Genomic DNA, 19,577 nt, shown 5'->3' on the forward strand with positions numbered 1-19,577 from the left:
GAGTTACTCTTGAAAAGGGATTGTTTTAGAAGAGAAATTCTCTTCGATTTTTCCAAATCCAATCACATATATAATCCTGGTTATGTAGCTATATTTGCTCGGCGTAGTTTCGCCGCGGCCGCGACGCCAGACGGCCAATTCCCGCCATTGCAGTTGCAGAAAAACGTGCGCTCACCTCCTCATCGTTCGGAAAGATGCTACACTGCAGAAAGGTTTCGAAGAGGAGACTTACGTGACGGCATTTTCTCCCCAGATAGCTGATATCCGCTTTGGCTGCGGCCTATCCCCGAACCATTCCGGGCCGACCTCGGTCGATGACACGATAGACAGGCTGAACGGTCCCGACGTGATCGCCACGCGTTATCCGATCGAAACATGGAGCGCGTACGGCCTGCGCCTGTCGCAGTACAAGGATCTGCGTATCAAGCGCGAAGCCGCCAAGAGCGATGACGAACGGCACAGCTACCAGCGCCAGTTCAAGGCCATGGCCGTCGATGCCGAAGGAGACCAGATGCGCTGGCTGCGTCAGAACATCTCGCGCCGGTGCGAAACCACCGATGGCTTCCGGGAGCGCCTGGCCCAGTTCTGGACCGACCATTTTACCACCACGAATCTCTACGGCCTTTACGCTTACGGCACTTCTCCCTTCGCCGAGGAAGCCATCCGACCCAATCTGAGCGGCACTTTCGCCGATCTGACGGTCGCCGTGATGAAACAGCCAATGATGCTGGAGGCCCTGAACCAGAGGCTCTCCATCGGGCCCGATTCCGCCGCCGCCAAGAACAATTTCAAGACCAGCGGCGTGAACGAGAACCTTGGGCGAGAGCTGATGGAGCTACACACGCTGGGAGTGAACGCCTCCTACAGCCAGCAAGATGTCCAACAGATGGCACGCCTGCTGACGGGCATGACCTTCGATCCACGGAACGGCAAGTTCTACTTCAATGCCAATTTCGCTGAACCCGGCCAGATGACGGTCCTGGGGCAGACCTACGGCAAGCCGGGCAAGACCGCCAACCTGGCCGAGGTCGAAAGCGCGATCCGCGACCTGGCTATCCAACCGGATACGGCGCGCCACATTGCCAGTAAACTGGCCGTGCACTTCGTGTCGCCCACTCCAAGCCAAGACCTAGTCGACCACATGAGCGCTCGGTTCACCAGTACCGGTGGCAAGCTGGACGAGGTCTATCACGCCATGCTGGAACATCCGGATGCTTGGAAGGATCCGCTGCAGGGCAAGGTGAAATGGCCCATCGATTACATCGGCAGTTCCTGCCGGGCCATGGGGATTTCCGGCACGCATCTGGCCAAGCTGGATCCCAAGCTGATCCGCCGCTACTTCGCGGATCCGCTGGAATTGATGGGCCAGGAATGGGAACATCCGATCGGCCCGGATGGCTGGCCCGAAACGGATGCGGTCTGGATCACCGCGCAACGCTACGCCGCACGCCTGCAATGGGCGCTCAACGCCCCGGTGGCCCTGCATCCCAACCTGCCCGACGCCCGCAATCTGGTCAAAACTGCCTTCGGTCCCTTGGCTTCTGAAAAGGTCAGCTGGGCCGCCGGTGCCTCGGCCAACAGGGAGGAAGGTGTAGCCATCGTCCTGTCTTCTCCCGATTTCCAGAGACTGTGAAGGAGACCTTCATGACCCTGTCACGCCGTACTTTTCTTGTCCGCTCTGCCGCAATCGGCTGTACCTTGGCCGCCAGCCCGCTGATGACCCCCGTCAGCTTCGCCTCTGCCCCCTGGGACAACCGGCTGGTCATCCTGATCCTGCGCGGCGCGATGGATGGCCTGGATGCCGTCCGCCCGGTGGGCGATCCGGATTTCGCCAAGTGGCGCCCAGACCGCGTCGGGGCCGCTGCTGGCGGCATCCCGCTGGATGGATACTACGAATTGCACCCCGCGCTGAAGCCCCTTGCCCCGCTCTGGAAGACCGGAGAATTCGGCATCGTGAACGCCGTTTCCACCCCTTACCGGGACAAGCGCAGCCATTTCGACGGCCAGGACATCCTGGAAGCGGGCACAGTGAACCACGACAACATCCGGGATGGCTGGCTCAACCGGATGCTGCAGACGGTGCCGGGCATCCAGGCAGAGACGACCTATGTGATCGGACATACCAGGATGCTGGTGGCCACCGGTGCCGCCCCGGTCTCGAGCTGGTCCCCCGACACGACGCTCACCGTCAGCCCCCATGCCGGCCGGCTGCTTGGAGAGGTTTCCCACGATGATCCGCTGTTCCGCGATGCCTTGCAGCAGGCGCTAATCCTGGCCGGAGAAACGAATACGGCCCAAAACGCCGCAATGCAGAATGCCGGGATGATGACACGTCAGCAGGCGATCAGTGACCTGACGAAATCTGCTGCCGGTGTCAGCCAGTCCAGCGGCTACGAGGCCCTGGCCGCCTATGCTGCTGACAAGCTCAAGGGCGACAGCCGCATCGCCACCTTCTCGATCAACGACTGGGACACGCATGCCCAGCAGCGCACCGGGATGACCCCCCCGCTGAGCGCGCTTGCTGGTGTCATCACCACCCTGAAGAAAGAACTCGGGCCGGTCTGGGATCGCACTGCCGTTCTGGCCATGACCGAATTCGGCCGCACGGTCTGGGAAAACGGAACAGGTGGTACGGACCATGGAACCGCCAGCACGCTGCTGTTTGCCGGTGGTGCCCTGCGCGGCGGCAAGGCCCATGGGACATGGCCCGGCCTGACAGAGGCTGATCTTTATGAAAGGCGAGACCTCCTGCCCACCTCGGACGTGCGCGAACAGGCCGCCTTCGTGATGCAGGGGATGTTCGGTCTGGACCGCGCCACCCTGCAGAACGCAGTCTTCCCCGGCCTGCAGATGGAGGGCAAGTCCAGCCTGCTTCTCTAGCGCCCCCGCAGGCACAATGCCTTGCCAATCCATGCCGGAGCCGGTTCTCTGCGCTGCAGCAACAGCAGGAGACTTGCCATGAAGGGCCGGATCACCCAGGACGCCACCCGCATCGCCTACCAGACCCCTTGGCTGAAGGTCCGCGAGGACGATGTGACCTTCCCGAATGGCCACAAAAGCATCTTTGGCGTGGTCGAAAAACCCGATTTCGTCGCGGTTATCCCGCTGGACGACCAGGGCCGTATCCATTTGGTCAGCCAGTACCGTTATGCCGTGGGCACCCGGACCTGGGAAATCCCCCAGGGCGCCTGGCCCAACCGCCCCGATGCCGCCCCCGAAGACGTCGCCCGGGGGGAACTGAAAGAGGAAACCGGCTTCCTCGCCGCACATCTCGACCTGATCGGCCGCCTGTTTCAGGCACCGGGCCTGTCGACGCAAAGCTTCCATGCCTATCTCGCCACCGGCCTCACCCTGGCGGAAACCGAACGCGAAATCACCGAGAGCGACATGGAAACCGGCGCCTTCACCCTGCCCGAGATCCGCGCCATGATCGCCGATGGCCGCCTGATGGACGGCACGACGCTCTCGGTCTTCGGCTTGCTGGCGATGCAGGGCCGCCTGGACAGCTTGGGCTGAACGATACGGCCCTGCGGGCCGTGCCTCCGGCGGCCGTATTTGCCGGAAAGATGAAAGCGAAAGGGCGCGCCGGAAACCCGGCCCGCCCTTCTCATTTTCTTGTTCCAAATATCCCGGGGGGAGTCTCCGCAGGAGATGGGGGGCAGCGCCCCCCTGCCCGCTCTCTGCCCCGAGAGTCTTCAGCCCTTGACCACGCGGTCCAGCGCCACCAGCGTGTCCAGCACGCCGCCCAGTTCCGACAGGTGCAGCATGTTGGGGCCATCCGAGGGCGCGTTGTCGGGATCTTCATGGACTTCCATGAACAGCGCCGCACAGCCCACCGCCACGGCGGCACGCGCCAGCACGGGGACGAATTCGCGCTGACCTCCGGTCGATCCGCCCAGGCCGCCGGGCTGCTGCACCGAATGGGTCGCGTCGAAGACCACCGGATAGCCCATGGCCGCCATCGTCGGCAGGCCACGGAAGTCGCTGACCAGGGCGTTATAGCCGAAGGTCGTGCCGCGCTCGCACAGCATGATCTTGTCATTGCCGGTCGAGGCCACCTTGTCGGCGACGTTCTTCATGTCCCAGGGCGCCAGGAACTGGCCCTTCTTGATGTTGACCGCCTTGCCGGTTTCACCGGCGGCGATCAGCAGATCGGTCTGGCGGCACAGGAAGGCCGGGATCTGCAGGATGTCGACCACTTCGGCCGCGCGCTGCACCTGGGGGATGTCGTGGACATCGGTCACCACCGGGCAGCCGAATTCCTCGCGGATGGTGTTGAGGATCTCAAGACCCTTCTCGATGCCCAGGCCGCGCTTGCCGGACAGCGAAGACCGGTTCGCCTTGTCGTAGCTGGCCTTGAAGACGAAGCCGATGTTGCGCTTGGCAGCTTCTTCGCCGATCTTTTCGGCCAGCATCCGGGCATGGTCCAGGCTTTCCAGCTGGCAGGGGCCGGCCAGAAGCGCGAAGGGCAGGTCGTTGGAAATCTCGATCTCGCCGACTTTGACGGACATGGCTCAGGCCTCTTTCTTCAGGATGGATTCAATGCGGGCGACGTCCTCGGGGTTGTTCAGCTCCCAGAACACCCGGCCGCGGCCCTCGACCTCTACGCATTTCAGACGCGCGCCGTTTTCCAGGAAGCGCAGCTGTTCCAGCCCTTCCAGCTTTTCCAGCGTGCCTTCCGGCCAGCTGCCATAGGCGGCCAGTGCGCGGGGGCGATAGGCATAGACGCCGACATGGTGGAACACCGGCACCTCGCCCGCGGCAAAGGTCTTGCCGCCGGTATAGGGGATCACTTCCTTGGAGAAGTAGAGCGCGTCGTTCTTCACGGTGAAGACGGCGGTGGTGCCGCCCACGCGGCCGTTGCGGCGGTCTTCCAGGAACATCGCCAGCGTCTCGGGGTCGCAGCGCAGGACGGGCGTGGCGGCATCCAGCCCCTCGTCGGCCTTCATTGCCGCGATCAGCTCCGAGAGGAACCACGAGGGCGTCAGCGGCGCATCGCCCTGCAGGTTGACCACCAGCGCGGGGTCCAGACCGGCCTTCGCCAGCGCATCGGCGCAGCGTTCGGTGCCATTGCGGCATTCCTCGGAGGTCATGATGACATCGGCGCCGAAGGCACGGGCGGCCTCGGCGATGCGCTCGTCATCGGTGCAGACATAGACCGCGTCGGCCTCGGGGACGGCTTTCGCCGCCTCCCAGCTGCGCTGGATCAGGGTCTTCGGGCCATCGGCGCCTTCCAGCACGACAAGCGGCTTGCCGGGGTAGCGGGTCGAGGCATAGCGGGCGGGGATCAGGATGACGGTATCCATGGGATCTTTCCTAGAGGGGTCTCAGGCGACGCCGGCGCGCAGGCAGTCGTGGATGCGGATCAGGCCCACCGGGGCGCCCTCCGCGTCGGTGACGAACAGCGCGCTGATCTTGGCGTCGTTCATGATCTTCAGCGCCTCCGAGGCCAGCGCATCAGAGCGGATGGTCTTGGGATTGGCGGTAGCGACGGTGCCGGCGGTGCTGTCCATCAGATCGTCGATATGGCGCCGCAGGTCGCCATCGGTGATGATCCCGGCCAACTTGCCGTCCGCCTCGATGCCCAGCAGGCCAAAGCCCTTGGCGGTCATGGTGATCAGCCCCTCGCGCATCGGCAGGTCGGGGGCCACCAGCGGCAGGTCGGCGCCGGTGTGCATCAGCGCCGCGACCTTCATCAGCTGCGCCCCGAGCTTGCCACCCGGGTGGAAGATCTGGAAATCCGAGCGTTCGAAGCCGCGCAGATGCATCAGCGCCACGGCGAGCGCATCCCCCATCGCCAGCGTCGCCGTGGTCGAGGTGGTGGGCGCCACGCCGATCAGGCAGGCCTCGGGGGCGGCGGGCAGCAGCAGCGTCACATCGGCCGCCTGCCCCAGCGTCGAGGTCGCGCTGCGGGTGATCGCGATCAGCGGAATGTCGAAGCGGCGCGAATAGGTGATGATGTCGGCCAGTTCCGTCGTCTCGCCGGAATTCGAGATCGCCAGCACCACGTCATGGCTGGTCACCATGCCCAGATCGCCATGGCTGGCCTCGGTCGGGTGGACGAATTGCGCGGGCGTGCCGGTCGAGGCCAGCGTCGCCGCGATCTTGCGCCCGACATGGCCCGACTTGCCGACGCCCGAGACGATCACCCGTCCCGCGGCCTTCAGCAGGATCTCCAGCGCCTTCAGATGCGGGGCACCCAGCATGGTTTCCATCAGCTGGAGGGCCTCGGCCTCGGTCCTGAGCACCCGCGCCATCTGCGCCAGCGCCGCTTCCTGCGCGGCGGGGGCCTCGGGGGCGATCGTCCTGTTCATTCCTGCACTCACTTCTTGTCTCATGTCTGTTTACCCCCGGAACGGCGGCGCGTCACCCCGGGGCCTTGATCCGGCGCGGCACCGCCACCCGGAACGGGATATATAGGGGATCAGGGCGCGCGCAGCATCTCGATGCAGGCCTCTACCCGATCAAAGGGCAGCCGGCCGATCAGATCCATGTCGCGGTCCCACCACGCCAGCTCCTGCAGGGCGGCGATGACCTCGGGCGGGAAGCGGTAGCGGATCAGCCGCGCCGGGTTGCCCGCCACGATCGCATAGGGCGGCACGTCGCGCGTCACGATCGCGCCCGCCCCCACCACCGCACCGTTGCCGATGCTGACGCCGCCCATGATCACGCTCTTGGCACCGATCCAGACGTCATGGCCGATGTCGATCCGGCCGCCCTCGGGCGCGTCGCGCCGGTTGGTGTTGGGCACCCGCGGCAGGGTCTGCGCCAGATCGTCATCCGGGAACCAGTTGCGCGACACCCGGAAGAAGCTGGTGGTCAGGTTCTCCAGCGGGTGCTCGGCCCCGCCGATATGGCAGTCCCGCGCGATCGAGACGAACCGGCCGATGCGCACATGCTGATAGATCAGCGTATTGCTGTTGATGAAGGTGTAGCGCCCGACGGCGCGCGCCAGCACCAGGCAGCCGGGGCCGACGTGGATCGGCGCCTCGATCTGCGCATCCGGCGCGACCTTGGCTGATTTGGCGATGGTCGAGCTCATCCGGGCGTCCTTCTGATGTCAGGCCTGCGGGGTCAGTAGCTGCGTTGCGCCGGTTCCAGGAAATAGCGCCCCGCCATGCGGTTGACCGGGTTCTTGGCCGCCGACAGGAAGCCGATGGGATTGTCGCGCATCTTCACCCGGCTGTGCGGCGTCTGCATCGGCGTGCTGAGGGTGCAAAACAGCCCGTAAAGCCGCTTCTTGCCGCGCGGCCAGTCCTGGAAGGCCGAACGGACCTCGGGCGCGGCGGCGCCGGGCAGGCCCGGGTTGGCTGCTGCCGCCGCGGGCTTTGCCGCATTCTGCCGCCGCCGCCCGGTGATCAGCATCGCATAGGAGCCCCGGTCGACCGCTGCCAGCGGCCGGCCCAGTTCCAGCACCTTCTGCCCCGGCACCGAGATGCGGCGGAAGAAGATCGTGTTGACGATGCGCCGGCTGGAGCCGCCCGCGCCGATCTCGGAATAGAAGGCGGTGCCGAAGCTGTAGAATTCGTAGACGAGGTAATGCAGGTAGCGCTTGAGGGTGGTGTGATCGGGCGCGGTGGCCTCGGTGACGCGGGCCAGCAGTTCGGGGGCCGAGGCCGCCTGCACCGCAAGCCCCGGATGGCAATAGAAGCTGTCGCCGCAGACCACCGTCGGGGTGCCGTGGATCATCGACAGCAGACCCACGCCCGAATTGATCACCACGGTGACATCGGCCAGGTCCAGCAGGTCGTAGATATTGGCATCGGCGGGGACGATGGTGACGCCCTCGATCTCCTCGTGCGAGGCCTCCAGCGGGTGGGTCTTGGCGATGATCTGGTATTCCGCCGGGTCGATGGTGGCGGCCAGTTCGCGGATCCAGTCGTCAAAGCCCTGGGCCGATCCCACGGGGCCGGCAAAGCGCGTCGTCGCCACGTCCGAGGGGCGCTGGAAGGCCACGAAGATCACCTTCTTGGGGCCGGTGGCCAGGCGGTTGCGCCAGTAGGCGGCGCCGCGCGGGGCGCCGTTGGCCTCCAGCGTGGCGGGTTCGGCCAGGTAGCGGGAAATCCAGTCGTCGATGCGCGCCTCCTGGGGCGCGTCCAGCGGGCGGTCCCAGGCCTCGGGGGCGTAGCGGGGGCTGCTGGCCAGGAAGCCGCCATCATCCAGGAACCAGCTGTCGGGCAGCGCGCCGCGATCAAAGGCCATGGTGGGGATGCCGGCGGCGCGCAGGGCGGTGTAAAGCTCCAGCCGCTTCTCGTTGCCATAGGGCGTCAGGGTGACGGCGCGGGTGATGCCGTGCTTGCGGGCATAGTCGACCACATGGCTGCCCGAGGAAAAATCATGCTCGCTCAGCATGACGCTGTCGCCCAGGGCGGGGATCAGCATCCGCATCGCGGCGGCGGGCTGGGTGCGCGGCTGCACCAGCAGCAGGGTGCGCTCGGTGACCTCGGGGTCCTGCAGCGGGTCGATGACAAAACGCTTGCGGTCGAAATCCTTCATCCGCTCGTCGAGCAGGCGGAAGTTCTCGCGCGAGCGGCGGTAGGAGGCATCGGTCAGCTCGCGCCGGGGGTGTTCCAGATGCGCCATCAGCATGCCGCGGCCCCAGACATCCTGGCCGAACAGCGCGAAATAGGCCCTGAACCCCGAGTAGGAGCCGAAGAAATCCGGCTTGTTGGTATAGTAGTCGCCGGGGCGCGGATAGATCGGCGCGCGGGCGCCCAGCCGGTGGTACAGCTCGAAATCCTCGGCGCCGTGGCCGACAAAGCTGCGGTCATGGCCGCCCAGACACAGGTAGCTGTAGCGGTTCATCACCAGCGCCGAAGAGCCCATGGCGAAATGCTGCACCATCTCGACGTTCTTGCGGCTGGCCTCGACATGGACCCAGCGTTCGGGATCGAAATCGCCCGCCTCGATCGAGGCCAGGTAGCGCTCGGTGGCGGCGCGGGTCAGGAAGACCGTCGGCACGGTGAAATGGTCATAGGCCTGGACGGCAAGGTTGCGGAATCCCGCCTCGGCATGGATGCGGCGGTACATCTGCGTCGAGCACAGGAAATCGATGTCGTGGAACATGAAGACCGGCGTGCGGCACTGCTGGACGCCGATGTCGCGGGCATGGCCGATGCTGAAGGGGCCCTCGGCCTCGACGCGGTGGATGCGCAGCGCGTCATGGCGGGCGGCCAGCGCGTCCAGCTCGGGGCGGCGGGCGGGGCCGGTGCCGTAATCGACGATCATCACCTGGAACAGCTCGGCCGGCAGCAGCGCTAGGATCCGCTCGATCCGCTCGACCTCATCGTAGAGGCGGTCGTCAGACAGACGGAGGGGGATAATGATCGTGATCATGCCTGCAAGTTCCATTGTCGAAGGGCCGTCCTGCGAACCCAGGAGCGCCGTGATATACCGGTTCTGCAGCCCGGGCCGGCGGAAGGCAACGGCAATGGCCGGTCCCGGCGCATTCCCGGCCACACACCTGCCCCAGCGACAGCCAGGAGGCGGGCGGCGTCCGGTCCCGGGCCCTGGCTGGCGGCGCTTATACACACCCCAATCGCCCAGGCAACACGGCCCGCGCAGGCAGAGAAATTCCGCCGGTCCACAGCCGGATTTCCGGGCAGAAACGGCGGATTTCAGCAGTAGAAGGCAGGTTTTCCTGCCACAAATGCCCTTCTCCTCGGCAGGATCGGCAAGCGGCCGCTGCCCCGTGCCGCCAGCGCGCCCAGTCCCTCCGAAGCGGGGCGCCCGGGGCAGATCCCGCAGCTTGTGCAAGCCTGGATCAGCCCTGCAGTCCCGACGCTGGCGCGCGCTGCGACCGGCGGGAGGATTCATGCACTTTCTGTCCCGCCCAGAACGTGGAGAGAGACATCCTGCACAGCGTGGTCGAGGCTCCGAAGGCGCCTTGCCGGGATGCAAGCGAGGGGCGAAAATAGGCCCTTCCTGCCCCATTCAGTGCCAGTCCGGCGCCAAGGCGATGCGCCGTTCTCTGTGGTCATGTGTGAATTCTGCTTTCGAAGCTCCACCTGCAAGCGCGGCCCCTGAAAGCGCGCAAACGGTCCTTTTGATGGCCCTGAACAGTGCAGGTTTCCTCCGAAACCGACCTGTTTAGGGCCATTCCACACAGCAATCGGACAGGCCTTTCAGAGGAATCCGGGGCGCGATTTCGCCCCCTGAGCATAGCGTAAAGACATCCCGTGGACGGTCGTTTCCCTGTATATCACAGGTCTTCCGGAAGATTCTGACACGCGGTTTCTTACCCCGAAAACCCTGGGGGCCTGGGCCATTTCCCTGTCGCGCGAGAAGTGGAACAACGCGGCTAGTGGCGCCCCGTCGGCAAAGGGCCCGTCATCTCTGACATAGGTCCAGAGCCGCGCTGTCTACGTCCCGCCCTTCGCCAGGAGAGGGACCGTGCTGTCGTCGCCGTGCAGGCGCTTGACCGCGCTTCCGACGCACCACCGGGACGAAGGTAATCTGGCGTGGCTCTTCCCGCTTCGCCGATCTCGTTGAAGGCGCCCGTCTCGCAACATCGCCGCCAGACACTTTTGGGTAATTGCAAGCCTCCCCGGAGGCGTACGATGAACACACACTGTTCCCTGCTCATCACAAGCCACACTGGACCCGCTGTGCAAGGCTGCTGAACTTATTTGTGCAAAACGACACAAGGATTGATGCAAAGGCTACAATGCGTCCGTTAGGCGAGCCCCTTTCGGACAAATCAACCAAGCAAACCCACGTGTCGCCTTGCCTGCCTTTGTGTGCCATCACGGCGTACTCGGTCGGTCATCCAAGTACAGCTCCCCGGTGTCTTTCATCTCGACACTTGGGGGCTGAAATTCATCAGCCTCCCGATTGGCTCGGCCAGGTTCCGTCGTGTCCAGAACGTGCTGGTAGTCATAGGCAGCAGCTCGCGCATCATCCCTGATCCGACCTGAGGTTTCGTTCAGGCAGTTCAGGTAGTCCTCGACCTCGCTGAAGTAGCGCCGAAACTCTGCCCGGACCTCGGCACCGGAAAACCCCGCATCTAGAAGATACGCGGACTCTGGCCTGATGGGCTCGATACACAGTTCTTGGGCCGACCCAGGAGCAGTGAGGACCGCCAGCATGGCAGCTGATAAGGTAAGCGGTTTCATTGGCGCCTCCTGCTCCGTTCATTCAGCCCGATCAGGCTTCCCATGATGTTCAAAGAACTGGTCCGCTGCGCCCGCACCATCCCGCGCAGATAGGCTCCGGCGGAAAGGATGGTGACCTCAGGATCGGCAACCTTCGCATCAGTGATCAGCACGCAAAGCATCGCTGCATCCTCATCCAGAAGGCTCACGGCTTCCTCCCAGGCAGACGGGTGGATGCCCAGCTCAGGCAGACGTTTCTGCGCGGCGATCACGAAGGCATGGAAATCCAGCCTGCCCCGCTTCTGGCGCTCGATGTCGAGCCAGATCTTCATCTCTTCGGAACAGAGGCCATATAGACGATCACTGTCCAGGTTCTGAATGAATTTGGACTTGTGCGCCTCGCTGGCCGCCCCATCCTGCTTATCTAAGCAATGGACGCGGCCGTTTGGCTGCGGCCTATCAGTAACCGAGTGCGTGGGCTTGCCCATGCTCCGCATATCGACAGGGTCGTTACAGATTACCTCGTTAGAATCTTGAGTTGTATCTTGTATATGAGAGCGCTCGTTTTCGAGCGGTCGATCAGGTGTTTCATGCAGCAAGTTTGACGCGTAAATTGTCAGCGCTTCGGCTTCAGCCTCATGGTTCTGAAGCTCTTCGAGCGACATCCGGTGAAGCGCCTGGCCTGACGGCCAATTCGCGACCGTCTGATGGATGCGCTCGACCTCGGCTGGCGGCCCATGACGCTCGACTAACTCGCACAGGATACCTTTCAGGTGCCGCTTGTGCGAACTCCGTTGCCCCCGCAGACGGGCATGTGCCCTGCGATCGGCCTCGATCTCGTCGCGCATCGACAGAAACTCGTCGACGCGTGAGATCGCGATGCCAAAGAAGACACCACAACCGCAAAAGCCGGACCGCGCACCATTGGCCATCGTCCGCTTTTCGATGAGCCCCGCGCGCACAAGCGCCGCCTCGTGTTGCCGGATACGACAGGCCGTCACGCCACGCTTATGCGCGATCTCGCTTTGGCTGAGATAGCAGCATGGTTCCTCTGCACCGCGCTTGAACGCGCTTGGCCTTGTCGACGCGATCATGGTGCGAAAGGTCATTATCGCGGCGGCACCTATGCCAAGGCTGGACGCTACCGCATCGACAAGGGCGACAAAGCCGTCGCGCTCCATGCCGTGTGGAAGCATTGGTTTGCCGGCCTCACGCCGTTGGACAGGCAAGGCCTGAGATATTTGCATCTGTTCGATCCTCGTTCGTTTGAAGCGAGGCGGCGGCAGGCAAACGTCGACAGGTCGCACAAATGCGTTTTGACTTGCCTGCAAGGTTGGGAAGCTGATAGGCTGAATCACGATTACGGATGATTTCGGGCTTGCCGGCCCTGAGTCCCTCAGCCCCCGTGGAAGGTTGCCGCCTTCGCGGGGGTTTTAATTTCTAAAGTTCTTACTGCTCCACTTCGTCACGGCTTTCGTAGCCGCATTCTTGCGCCCTTGGCGTACTAAGCATCGGCGATGCCGACACCTACGGTGATCAGTAATCCACCTGCTCGAACCCATAGTTGCCCTGGTAGTCGGTCCAATCGATGAAGACGGCCCTCCGGTAGAGGCTCGGGCAACCCTCGCCCCAACCGGCGAGACCCTCGAACACGTCCGGCAGGGACGTCACCGAACTAATGGACCAGCTGAAGTCGCCCTGCACGCCATAGGTGCCGACGCGGACCTTCTCACTCCGGCGGCAGTCACCATCACCGCTTTCTCGCTGCCGGGCATATTCGACGTTGTAGACGCGGATGGAGCGGACGAAGTCATACTCAGCCCCGCTGATGTCGATGTCGGCCACGCCGTTGTCATCGGCGTAGTCCGCGATCAGGGCCAGCATCTCATCCTTCTTGGTCGTCGGCAGAGGCAGCTCCGCCAAGACGGCAGAGAATGGCTGCGGAGCCGAAGACACGGGCGCGCTGGCAGCTTCACGCAGAAGCGGCAGAGTGCTCTGGCCCTGCGGTGAGCGGTAGGACACGCCCAAGGGACAGTTCCAGATCTGCAACGGAGGCTCCACCGGCCAAGGCGTGATCCTGCTGATGAAGAGGGATCGCGCTTCGTTGCATTCGGTGCTGCCGGGCCAACCTCCCGCCAGACAGATCAGGATCGCACAGTCAACCTGATAAGCTTGCGCAGCCGAGGGAGCCGCCAAGGACAGCCCCGCACAGGCCAAGGCAGTCGCGGCAGCTCGCCGCATCGCATGTCCATCCTGGATCAAGGCCTCTGCCCCCTCGTATCTTCGATCAGCATGTCCCCGCCGGTGTCCCGCTCGCGCCATGGTCACAGTGAGGTGATCATCCTATAGCGGAGTCTGCCAGGAATAGCGCCAAATCACAAAATTTGACGCCAAGTTTACAGAAGAAGCGCCGTTTGTCAAATAATCTAAATTCATATATCGCGCCATTCATACTTATAGGCGATTTTTTGTTGTTTGGCGCTTTTTTCAAATTTAGGCTTTAACGTTGAAAAAAGTCGTGTTTCAAGGATACGCAGCACCTGTCCAGAAATTCCCAACGACAGGTGTCAGCCAATGTGGAACCCACGCGTGATTACGACTGATGCAGTGCAGAACTTCCTTGAGAAGGGTGGCAAGCTCGACTACCGCCCGATTCACACCCCAAAAGGATGGAACTGGGAGCTCTGGGCGGTTCAGTCGAACGGCGCGGCCAGCCCGGTCATTTCCTCGAAGACTGGTGAAGCCCGCGTCTTCAAGTCTTCCGACGCGCTGGTCAGCTTCCACATGCGCATCTTCCCTGACGCCGAAGGCGTTTGGGTACCTGCCCCGAAATCTGGACAAGACGAAGACACCGAGTGATCGCCTCGGCGCTGCGCGCTGGCTGATCCTCCGACCGGTCCGCGGTTCCCTCCTCTCCCTCTCGATCCTTTCAGCATTCACCGTCGGCTCAGCGCGCCTCGCGCAGGCTGAGCCCATGAATGCCACCGCGTTCCGGGCCGTCGTTGAAAACTGCGCGCCCGGTGTCGCCCCCTCCATCATGGAAAAGCTCGTCGCCGCCGAGAGTGGCTTCAACCCGTTCGCCATCGGCGTGAACGGCCCGGATCTGGCATCCTATGCGCCGCGCTCCGCCGAGGAAGCCGCGCAGATCGCCGCCCGCCTGATCGCCGAGGGCAAGTCCATCGACATGGGGCTCGGGCAGATCAACAGCGCTAACCTGTCCTGGCTCGGGCTGACGCCAGCCACGGTGTTCGATGCCTGCCGCAATCTGACGGCGGCGGAAACGGTGCTGCGCGACGGCTATGACCGGGCGCGCGATGCCGGAGCAGACCGGACACAGGCCCTGCATAAGGCACTTTCCTCCTACAACACCGGCTCTTTCACGCGTGGTTTCCACAACGGCTATGTGGCCCGCGTGCTGGGAGAGGGGTCCGTGACCGCCCCCTCGATAGAAAAGCGGTCACCCTCCCTGAGCGACGACAAGGACAGCGCGAAACGATGGGACGTGTTCGGCGCGGCCACCGGATCGAACGCCTTGGTTTTCCAATAGAAGGACGCAACCATGAAGAAGTTTCTGACCCGCCACCGGAGCATCGGCGCCCCGATGTTCCTGGCTGCGGTCCTGACCGCAGCGGCACAGCCCGCCGCTGCCGCAGGCTTCACCGACTTTTTGAACAACATCCTCGACGAGTTTGAAAGCGCCAAGCAGCCCATTGCCCTGATCGCCCTGATGTTCATCGGCGCGGGCTGGCTCTTCAACTTCGTCGACCTGCGCCGTGCCGCCTGGGCCGTTGGCGGCATCGTGTTGATCTACGCGACCGCCGAAGTCCTGAGCATGATCTCCGGCTGACCGGCAGGGAGGGCACCGAATGGACAAGGTTAAGATGAACGAGGACGTGCTGTTCCTCGCCCTCACGCGCCCGGCGATGATCTTCGGCATCCCTGTCGAAGCCTTTGCCATGTGCTGCGGCATCAGCGGGCTGGCGATGATCGCCGCGGACTCGATCTTCTACCTGCCCATTGCGATCCCCCTGCTCGGCGTCTCTCGCCTGATCGTCGAGCGCGATCAGAACGCTTTCCAAATCCTGTTTCGCTGGCTGGACACAAATGCCCGGTGCCGGAACCGGAGCCTTTGGGGGGGATCATCGACATCCCCCCTGCGTCTGCGCCGCCTCTACAAGATCGAGGAGATCGACTGATGGGCCTGACGGGCAAGATCAAGACGGAGAACACGGCAGACCGCTACCTTCCCTTCATCCGCCATTCGGACGCGCACACGATCATCACGCGCAACCGGGGTGCCTTCCAGATGCTGAAGCTTGAGGGCGTCTCCTTCCGCACGGCGGATACCCAGCTCATCAACACGCTGCACAACCAGCTTAGCCATGCCCTGCGCAACATCGCCGACGACACCGTCATGGCCTATGTCCATGTGGTCCGGGCCACCGATGACGACTATCCGTCTGGCACCTTCATCACCAACCTCGCCCGCTGGATCGACGAGAGCTATCGCAGCCGCATCGAGGCCAAGCGCCTGTTCCGGAACGATCTGTATCTGACCGTCTACATGCAGCCCCGCAGTCTGCCCGGTGGTCGGCTGGCAAAGGGTGTCCGTCGTGCCCGCACCAGCCAGATCGAGGTGGACCAGGATCTTCTGGACGATCTCGACGACAAGACCACGCAGCTGACCCGCAGCCTCAGCCGCTTCCGGCCCCGGAAGCTCTCGATCATCCGGGACCACCGCGACCTGTTGATCTCCGAGCCTGCCAGCGTCCTGAAGCAATTGATCTCTGGCCGGTATGAGCCGGTCCCGCTGGTTCACGGGACCATCGGCAATGCGATCTACACCGACAGGGTGATCTTCGGGCGGGAGGCGCTGGAAATCCGCCATGCCGCCGCCAGCACCTATGGCGCGATGTTCGGCATCAAGGAATACCACGCCCGCACCCGCCCGAACATGTTCGACAACCTGCTGACGGCCCCCTTTCGCTTCGTCCTGACGCAGTCCTTTCGCTGCACCGCGAAGAACGAGGCCATGCGCCAGATGACTCTCAAGGAAGGGCGGCTGCGCAACGCGAATGACCCTGCCGTGTCCCAGGCGGACGGGCTGCGCGACGCCCGCGACGATCTGATGTCGGGCGCGTTCGTGATGGGCGAGCATAACCTGTCCCTGACGGTCCTGACCGATGATGTGAAGGAGCTGAAAGCCCGCGCCGCAGATGCGCATAACCTGCTGTCGGAATCCGGTGCTGTCGTCGCCCGCGAGGACATGGGGCTTGAGCCGCAATTCTGGGCGCAACTTCCCGGCAACCACGCGCACCGGGCACGGGTCGCGATGGTGACCAGCCGCAACTACACGGCCATGTCGCCGCTGCACAATTACCCGACCGGCTACCGGCACGGAAACGAATGGGGCGATGCGGTCAGCAAGCTCCAGACCAGCGCCGGAAGCCCCTTCTATTTCAATTTCCATGTCGGCGATCTGGGCCACACCTTCATCTGCGGCCCATCCGGCTCCGGCAAGACGGTGGTGCAGACCTTCCTGCTGTCGCAGCTGGAAAAGTTCGGGACGAAGCGCGTCCTCTTCGACAAGGATTACGGGGCCGAGATCTTCGTACGCGCCTCGGGCGGCTCCTATCTCGATTTTCAATCCGGTCACCCGACCGGCTGCGCGCCGTTCATGGCGATCGAGCTTGATGCCAACGGCCAAGCCTTCATGGTCGAACTGGTCAAATCCATGCTGGGCGGCGAGCGCGCCACCTTCTCAGCCGAGGATATCCGGCGGATCGAGATGGCCGTCACGGGCCTGTCCAACCTGCCACGCACTGGCCGCACCGTCTCCGCCCTGCGCGAGTTGCTGGGCTTCGGCGGCGGCGCGGAAGACATCGGCAACCGGCTGGATCGCTGGCTCAGCAACGAACGGCTCGGCTGGGTCTTCGACAATTCCGAAGACACCATTGCCTTTGACGCCGACCTCGTGGGCTTCGACATCACCGCCTTCCTAGACGATCCGGAAATCCGCAACCCGATCATGATGTATCTCATGCGCCGGGTCGAAAACCTGATCACCGGACAGCGCATCGCGATCTTCATCGACGAATTCTGGAAAGCCCTGTCCGATCCCTACTTCTCGGACTTCGTGAAGAACAAGCTCAAGGTTATCCGTAAGCAGAACGGCATCATCGTGGCCGGGACGCAGTCGGCATCTGACGTGGTGAACAGCCCGATTGCCCGCACGATCATCGAGCAATGTGCCAGCCAGATCTTCTTCGGCTCCGACCGCGCCAGCCGCAAGGACCTGGTCGACGAATTCGGCCTGTCCGATCGGGAGTTCCAGATTGTGCGCGACGAGCTGCCCCTCGGCCATTTCCTCATCAAGCAGGCGCACAACTCGGTGGTCTGCGACCTCAATCTGTCAGGCCTCGATGACGTGCTGACCGTCCTGTCGGGCCGCACCGCCACCAACGCCATCATGCACGCGCTGATGCGGGACCACCCGGCCCCGAAAGACTGGCTCCCCCGCCTGTTCAAGAAAAGGAAGGACCTCCGATGACAAGGCTCTCCATGCCCGCCGCTGCGCTGGCGCTGTCCCTCTCGACCACGGCCCATGCTCAGGGCGTACCTGTGGTCGACACGGCGGCCATCGCCAACGCCAAGGCCGAGTTCGTCAAGGAAATCGCCCAGATGGTCGAAGAGTTGGAACAGGCCAAGGCGCTCTATGCCTCGATCAACGGCCTGACGGACATGGACTCCATCGTCAGCGCTCTGAATTCGCCCGATGTCCGAGAACTTCTCGGGCCGGATGCCATGCAGATCGCCAGCGACTTCGACATTGACCTCGATGACCTCGGTGATCTGGCAGGCAAGGCGCAGGACGCGGCCAACTTCTCCGCGCTGGACGGGGCCAATATCGACGCCGATGATTTCTACCAGAGCGAACTAGACCGCATCCGCAACCAGTCGGCCCGCGACACCGCTGTCGGGGATCGGATCGTGTCGCTCTCCGATGACCGGCTGGCAGGGCTTGAGCAACTGCGCAGCAAGATCGGCACCGTCTCCACCCAGAAGGAGGTGGACGCGCTGAACGCCCGCATCGCGGTGGAACAAGCCATGCTCCAGAACGACACCAACCGCATTCAGGGCCTCGCCATGCTCCAGCAGGCCCAAGCCAAGGTGGAAGAGCAGCGCCAGACCGAAGTCGCCGCACAGCGCCGCGCCAAGGAAAGCGCGGCCTTCACCAGCATCTACGGCGACGACAGCTTCTGAGGAGACATTATGCACCTGCCCCTTCCCCTGATCATCACCCTTGCGGCTTCTGCGTTTCTCGCAGGCTGCAAGGAAGAGGCCGAGAACCACACGGTCGACTACTTCACCGCCAATCCCGCCGAGCGGGCCGCGATGCTGGAAACCTGCGAGCTGGCCGACCGCGCGATGGATGACGCCAACTGCGTGAACGCCCGCAAGGCTGCCCAGAAAACCCAGACGCAGAAGGACCGTGAAGGTTCGGACCGTCTCTTCGGAGACCCGTCCTTCAACTGATCATCGCCGCCACCCGGAAAGGGCCGTCCCATGCTGCAAGCGCTCTACGACAATTTTGCTGACAGTCTCACCGACAAGATGAACGACATCAGCAGTACCATCTCTTCCGAGCTGACTGCACCGCTGACGGCGGCCCTGACGATCTACCTGTTTCTCTATGGCTGGGCGATCATCCGTGGCTCCATCCACGAACCGCTGATGGATTTCACCCTGCGCGGCGTGAAACTGGCGATCATCTGGACCCTCGTTTCCAGCGCCGGCGATTACTCGTCCTGGGTTGGGGACACGATCCTCAACGGCATCCCTGATTTCGTGGAAACGCTGACCGGAGGCTCAACCGACCTGCCCTCCGATCCCGTCATGGCGATGGCGGGCCGGATCAGCGCCGAGGTGCAGGATCAGTACGGCTCGGGCATCGCGGGCTCGATCTATGGCTATGTCCTGTCGATCGTCGTGATCACCGCCGCAGTGCCCTTTGCCGCGATTGCCTTCGTGATCAGCCTTCTTGTCCATTTCGGGCTGGCGCTCATGGCGGCAATCGGCCCGCTCTTCGTCGCCTTCGCCCTCTTTGATGTCACGCGCGGCTGGTTCTTTGCCTGGCTGGGTCAGGCCCTGAATTTCGCCCTGCTGAAGCTTCTGGTCATCGTCCTCATGCTGGTGGTGACCTCCTTCATCGGCGACGTCTATTCGAGCTTCAGCATCGAGGACGGCGCGGCGGCAGTCTCTGCATTCCTCGTCGCAATGGCCTGCGGCACGATCTTCTTCTTCCTGCTTCCCTCCATCGCGGCGGCGCTGAGCGCCGGGGCCGGTGCCTCGACCGGCGCCGCGCAGCGCTTTGTGGAGCGGAAGCTTCTGGGAAATGCGGCACCCCGGCAGGGAGGCAGCACGCCCCCCGCCAGTGGCTCCGCGACACGACAGAGCTGAGGCGGACAAATCCACCTCTTCCAC

Annotated in this window: 19 protein-coding genes and 1 pseudogene; 11 read left to right on the forward strand and 9 right to left on the reverse strand. The window is 63.5% G+C overall.

The genetic code is table 11. The features are described 5' to 3' along the window. The first annotated feature begins 232 nt into the window (after window positions 1-232). The 3 genes from AC2ITM_RS25250 to AC2ITM_RS25260 all read left to right on the forward strand — a co-directional run bounded on the left by AC2ITM_RS25250 (window position 233) and on the right by AC2ITM_RS25260 (window position 3,516). Window positions 233-1,633 (forward strand): DUF1800 domain-containing protein, encoded by a 1,401-nt coding sequence (locus AC2ITM_RS25250; RefSeq protein WP_486471003.1) that lies wholly within the window; start codon window positions 233-235, stop codon window positions 1,631-1,633. 11 nt (window positions 1,634-1,644) lie between these two features. After that, window positions 1,645-2,880: a DUF1501 domain-containing protein gene (locus AC2ITM_RS25255; protein WP_486471004.1), complete on the forward strand. Its 1,236-nt coding sequence runs from the start codon at window positions 1,645-1,647 to the stop codon at window positions 2,878-2,880. A gap of 78 nt (window positions 2,881-2,958) precedes the next feature. Further along, window positions 2,959-3,516: an NUDIX domain-containing protein gene (locus AC2ITM_RS25260; protein ID WP_486471005.1), complete on the forward strand. Its 558-nt coding sequence runs from the start codon at window positions 2,959-2,961 to the stop codon at window positions 3,514-3,516. 179 nt (window positions 3,517-3,695) lie between these two features. On the opposite strand, the gene kdsA is transcribed toward AC2ITM_RS25260, so the two are convergent. The 9 genes and pseudogenes from kdsA to AC2ITM_RS25305 all read right to left on the reverse strand — a co-directional run bounded on the left by kdsA (window position 3,696) and on the right by AC2ITM_RS25305 (window position 12,977). Further along, window positions 3,696-4,511, reverse strand: coding sequence for a 3-deoxy-8-phosphooctulonate synthase (gene kdsA, locus AC2ITM_RS25265; RefSeq protein ID WP_486471006.1), 816 nt, complete (start codon window positions 4,509-4,511; stop codon window positions 3,696-3,698). Between the two features lie 3 nt (window positions 4,512-4,514). Next, window positions 4,515-5,306 (reverse strand): 3-deoxy-manno-octulosonate cytidylyltransferase, encoded by a 792-nt coding sequence (locus AC2ITM_RS25270; RefSeq protein WP_486471007.1) that lies wholly within the window; start codon window positions 5,304-5,306, stop codon window positions 4,515-4,517. A gap of 21 nt (window positions 5,307-5,327) precedes the next feature. Next, complete coding sequence (locus AC2ITM_RS25275) at window positions 5,328-6,314, reverse strand: KpsF/GutQ family sugar-phosphate isomerase (protein WP_486471008.1); 987 nt, start codon at window positions 6,312-6,314, stop codon at window positions 5,328-5,330. Window positions 6,315-6,424: 110 nt separating this feature from the next. Further along, window positions 6,425-7,042 carry a CatB-related O-acetyltransferase gene (locus AC2ITM_RS25280; RefSeq protein ID WP_486471009.1) on the reverse strand — a complete coding sequence of 206 codons (618 nt, stop codon included), beginning with the start codon at window positions 7,040-7,042 and terminating at the stop codon, window positions 6,425-6,427. Window positions 7,043-7,074: 32 nt separating this feature from the next. Continuing rightward, the gene (locus AC2ITM_RS25285; RefSeq protein ID WP_486471010.1) at window positions 7,075-9,336 is read right to left on the reverse strand and encodes a capsular polysaccharide export protein, LipB/KpsS family; all 2,262 of its coding nucleotides are present in this window, start codon (window positions 9,334-9,336) and stop codon (window positions 7,075-7,077) included. A gap of 932 nt (window positions 9,337-10,268) precedes the next feature. Continuing rightward, window positions 10,269-10,424: pseudogene (locus AC2ITM_RS25290) on the reverse strand (IS66 family transposase); the annotation flags it as partial. A 321-nt stretch (window positions 10,425-10,745) separates the two neighbouring features. After that, the gene (locus AC2ITM_RS25295; RefSeq protein WP_486471011.1) at window positions 10,746-11,114 is read right to left on the reverse strand and encodes a hypothetical protein; all 369 of its coding nucleotides are present in this window, start codon (window positions 11,112-11,114) and stop codon (window positions 10,746-10,748) included. After that, window positions 11,111-12,340, reverse strand: a complete 1,230-nt coding sequence (repC, locus tag AC2ITM_RS25300; RefSeq protein ID WP_486471012.1) for a replication initiation protein RepC — start codon at window positions 12,338-12,340, stop codon at window positions 11,111-11,113. Before repC ends, AC2ITM_RS25295 begins: the two co-directional genes overlap by 4 nt. Before the next feature lie 289 nt (window positions 12,341-12,629). Further along, window positions 12,630-12,977: a hypothetical protein gene (locus AC2ITM_RS25305; protein WP_486471013.1), complete on the reverse strand. Its 348-nt coding sequence runs from the start codon at window positions 12,975-12,977 to the stop codon at window positions 12,630-12,632. 705 nt (window positions 12,978-13,682) lie between these two features. Here AC2ITM_RS25305 and AC2ITM_RS25310 point away from each other — a divergent pair. From AC2ITM_RS25310 to AC2ITM_RS25345, 8 genes are all read left to right on the forward strand, one after another. Beyond that, window positions 13,683-13,952, forward strand: coding sequence for a hypothetical protein (locus AC2ITM_RS25310; RefSeq protein WP_211785601.1), 270 nt, complete (start codon window positions 13,683-13,685; stop codon window positions 13,950-13,952). 115 nt (window positions 13,953-14,067) lie between these two features. After that, on the forward strand, window positions 14,068-14,640 hold the full coding sequence (locus AC2ITM_RS25315; protein WP_486471014.1) for a lytic transglycosylase domain-containing protein: 573 nt from the start codon (window positions 14,068-14,070) through the stop codon (window positions 14,638-14,640). 12 nt (window positions 14,641-14,652) lie between these two features. Continuing rightward, the gene (locus AC2ITM_RS25320; protein WP_486471015.1) at window positions 14,653-14,940 is read left to right on the forward strand and encodes a TrbC/VirB2 family protein; all 288 of its coding nucleotides are present in this window, start codon (window positions 14,653-14,655) and stop codon (window positions 14,938-14,940) included. Between the two features lie 19 nt (window positions 14,941-14,959). After that, window positions 14,960-15,289, forward strand: a complete 330-nt coding sequence (locus tag AC2ITM_RS25325) for a VirB3 family type IV secretion system protein (protein ID WP_486471016.1) — start codon at window positions 14,960-14,962, stop codon at window positions 15,287-15,289. Next, complete coding sequence (locus AC2ITM_RS25330) at window positions 15,289-17,643, forward strand: VirB4 family type IV secretion/conjugal transfer ATPase (RefSeq protein WP_486471017.1); 2,355 nt, start codon at window positions 15,289-15,291, stop codon at window positions 17,641-17,643. Before AC2ITM_RS25325 ends, AC2ITM_RS25330 begins: the two co-directional genes overlap by 1 nt. Continuing rightward, window positions 17,640-18,356 (forward strand): type IV secretion system protein, encoded by a 717-nt coding sequence (locus AC2ITM_RS25335; protein ID WP_486471018.1) that lies wholly within the window; start codon window positions 17,640-17,642, stop codon window positions 18,354-18,356. Before AC2ITM_RS25330 ends, AC2ITM_RS25335 begins: the two co-directional genes overlap by 4 nt. Window positions 18,357-18,365: 9 nt before the next feature. Beyond that, a complete protein-coding gene (locus AC2ITM_RS25340) occupies window positions 18,366-18,629 on the forward strand; it encodes an EexN family lipoprotein (protein ID WP_486471019.1) in 264 nt (87 codons plus the stop codon). A 30-nt stretch (window positions 18,630-18,659) separates the two neighbouring features. Next, window positions 18,660-19,553, forward strand: coding sequence for a TrbL/VirB6 family protein (locus AC2ITM_RS25345; RefSeq protein WP_486471020.1), 894 nt, complete (start codon window positions 18,660-18,662; stop codon window positions 19,551-19,553). Window positions 19,554-19,577 lie beyond the last annotated feature (24 nt).

It is taken from the genome of Pseudooceanicola sp. NS-SX9 (genome assembly GCF_057380705.1).

Bases quoted from the DNA above. Each gene is read 5' to 3' on its own strand.
- AC2ITM_RS25255 (WP_486471004.1), top strand. From the start codon at position 1,645: ATGACCCTGTCACGCCGTACTTTTCTTGTCCGCTCTGCCGCAATCGGC.
- AC2ITM_RS25260 (WP_486471005.1), top strand. From the start codon at position 2,959: ATGAAGGGCCGGATCACCCAGGACGCCACCCGCATCGCCTACCAGACC.
- kdsA (WP_486471006.1), bottom strand. From the start codon at position 4,511: ATGTCCGTCAAAGTCGGCGAGATCGAGATTTCCAACGACCTGCCCTTC.
- AC2ITM_RS25270 (WP_486471007.1), bottom strand. From the start codon at position 5,306: ATGGATACCGTCATCCTGATCCCCGCCCGCTATGCCTCGACCCGCTAC.
- AC2ITM_RS25275 (WP_486471008.1), bottom strand. From the start codon at position 6,314: ATGAACAGGACGATCGCCCCCGAGGCCCCCGCCGCGCAGGAAGCGGCG.
- AC2ITM_RS25280 (WP_486471009.1), bottom strand. From the start codon at position 7,042: ATGAGCTCGACCATCGCCAAATCAGCCAAGGTCGCGCCGGATGCGCAG.
- AC2ITM_RS25285 (WP_486471010.1), bottom strand. From the start codon at position 9,336: ATGATCACGATCATTATCCCCCTCCGTCTGTCTGACGACCGCCTCTAC.
- AC2ITM_RS25295 (WP_486471011.1), bottom strand. From the start codon at position 11,114: ATGAAACCGCTTACCTTATCAGCTGCCATGCTGGCGGTCCTCACTGCT.
- repC (WP_486471012.1), bottom strand. From the start codon at position 12,340: ATGCAAATATCTCAGGCCTTGCCTGTCCAACGGCGTGAGGCCGGCAAA.
- AC2ITM_RS25305 (WP_486471013.1), bottom strand. From the start codon at position 12,977: ATGCTGGCCCTGATCGCGGACTACGCCGATGACAACGGCGTGGCCGAC.
- AC2ITM_RS25315 (WP_486471014.1), top strand. From the start codon at position 14,068: ATGAATGCCACCGCGTTCCGGGCCGTCGTTGAAAACTGCGCGCCCGGT.
- AC2ITM_RS25320 (WP_486471015.1), top strand. From the start codon at position 14,653: ATGAAGAAGTTTCTGACCCGCCACCGGAGCATCGGCGCCCCGATGTTC.
- AC2ITM_RS25325 (WP_486471016.1), top strand. From the start codon at position 14,960: ATGGACAAGGTTAAGATGAACGAGGACGTGCTGTTCCTCGCCCTCACG.
- AC2ITM_RS25330 (WP_486471017.1), top strand. From the start codon at position 15,289: ATGGGCCTGACGGGCAAGATCAAGACGGAGAACACGGCAGACCGCTAC.
- AC2ITM_RS25335 (WP_486471018.1), top strand. From the start codon at position 17,640: ATGACAAGGCTCTCCATGCCCGCCGCTGCGCTGGCGCTGTCCCTCTCG.
- AC2ITM_RS25340 (WP_486471019.1), top strand. From the start codon at position 18,366: ATGCACCTGCCCCTTCCCCTGATCATCACCCTTGCGGCTTCTGCGTTT.
- AC2ITM_RS25345 (WP_486471020.1), top strand. From the start codon at position 18,660: ATGCTGCAAGCGCTCTACGACAATTTTGCTGACAGTCTCACCGACAAG.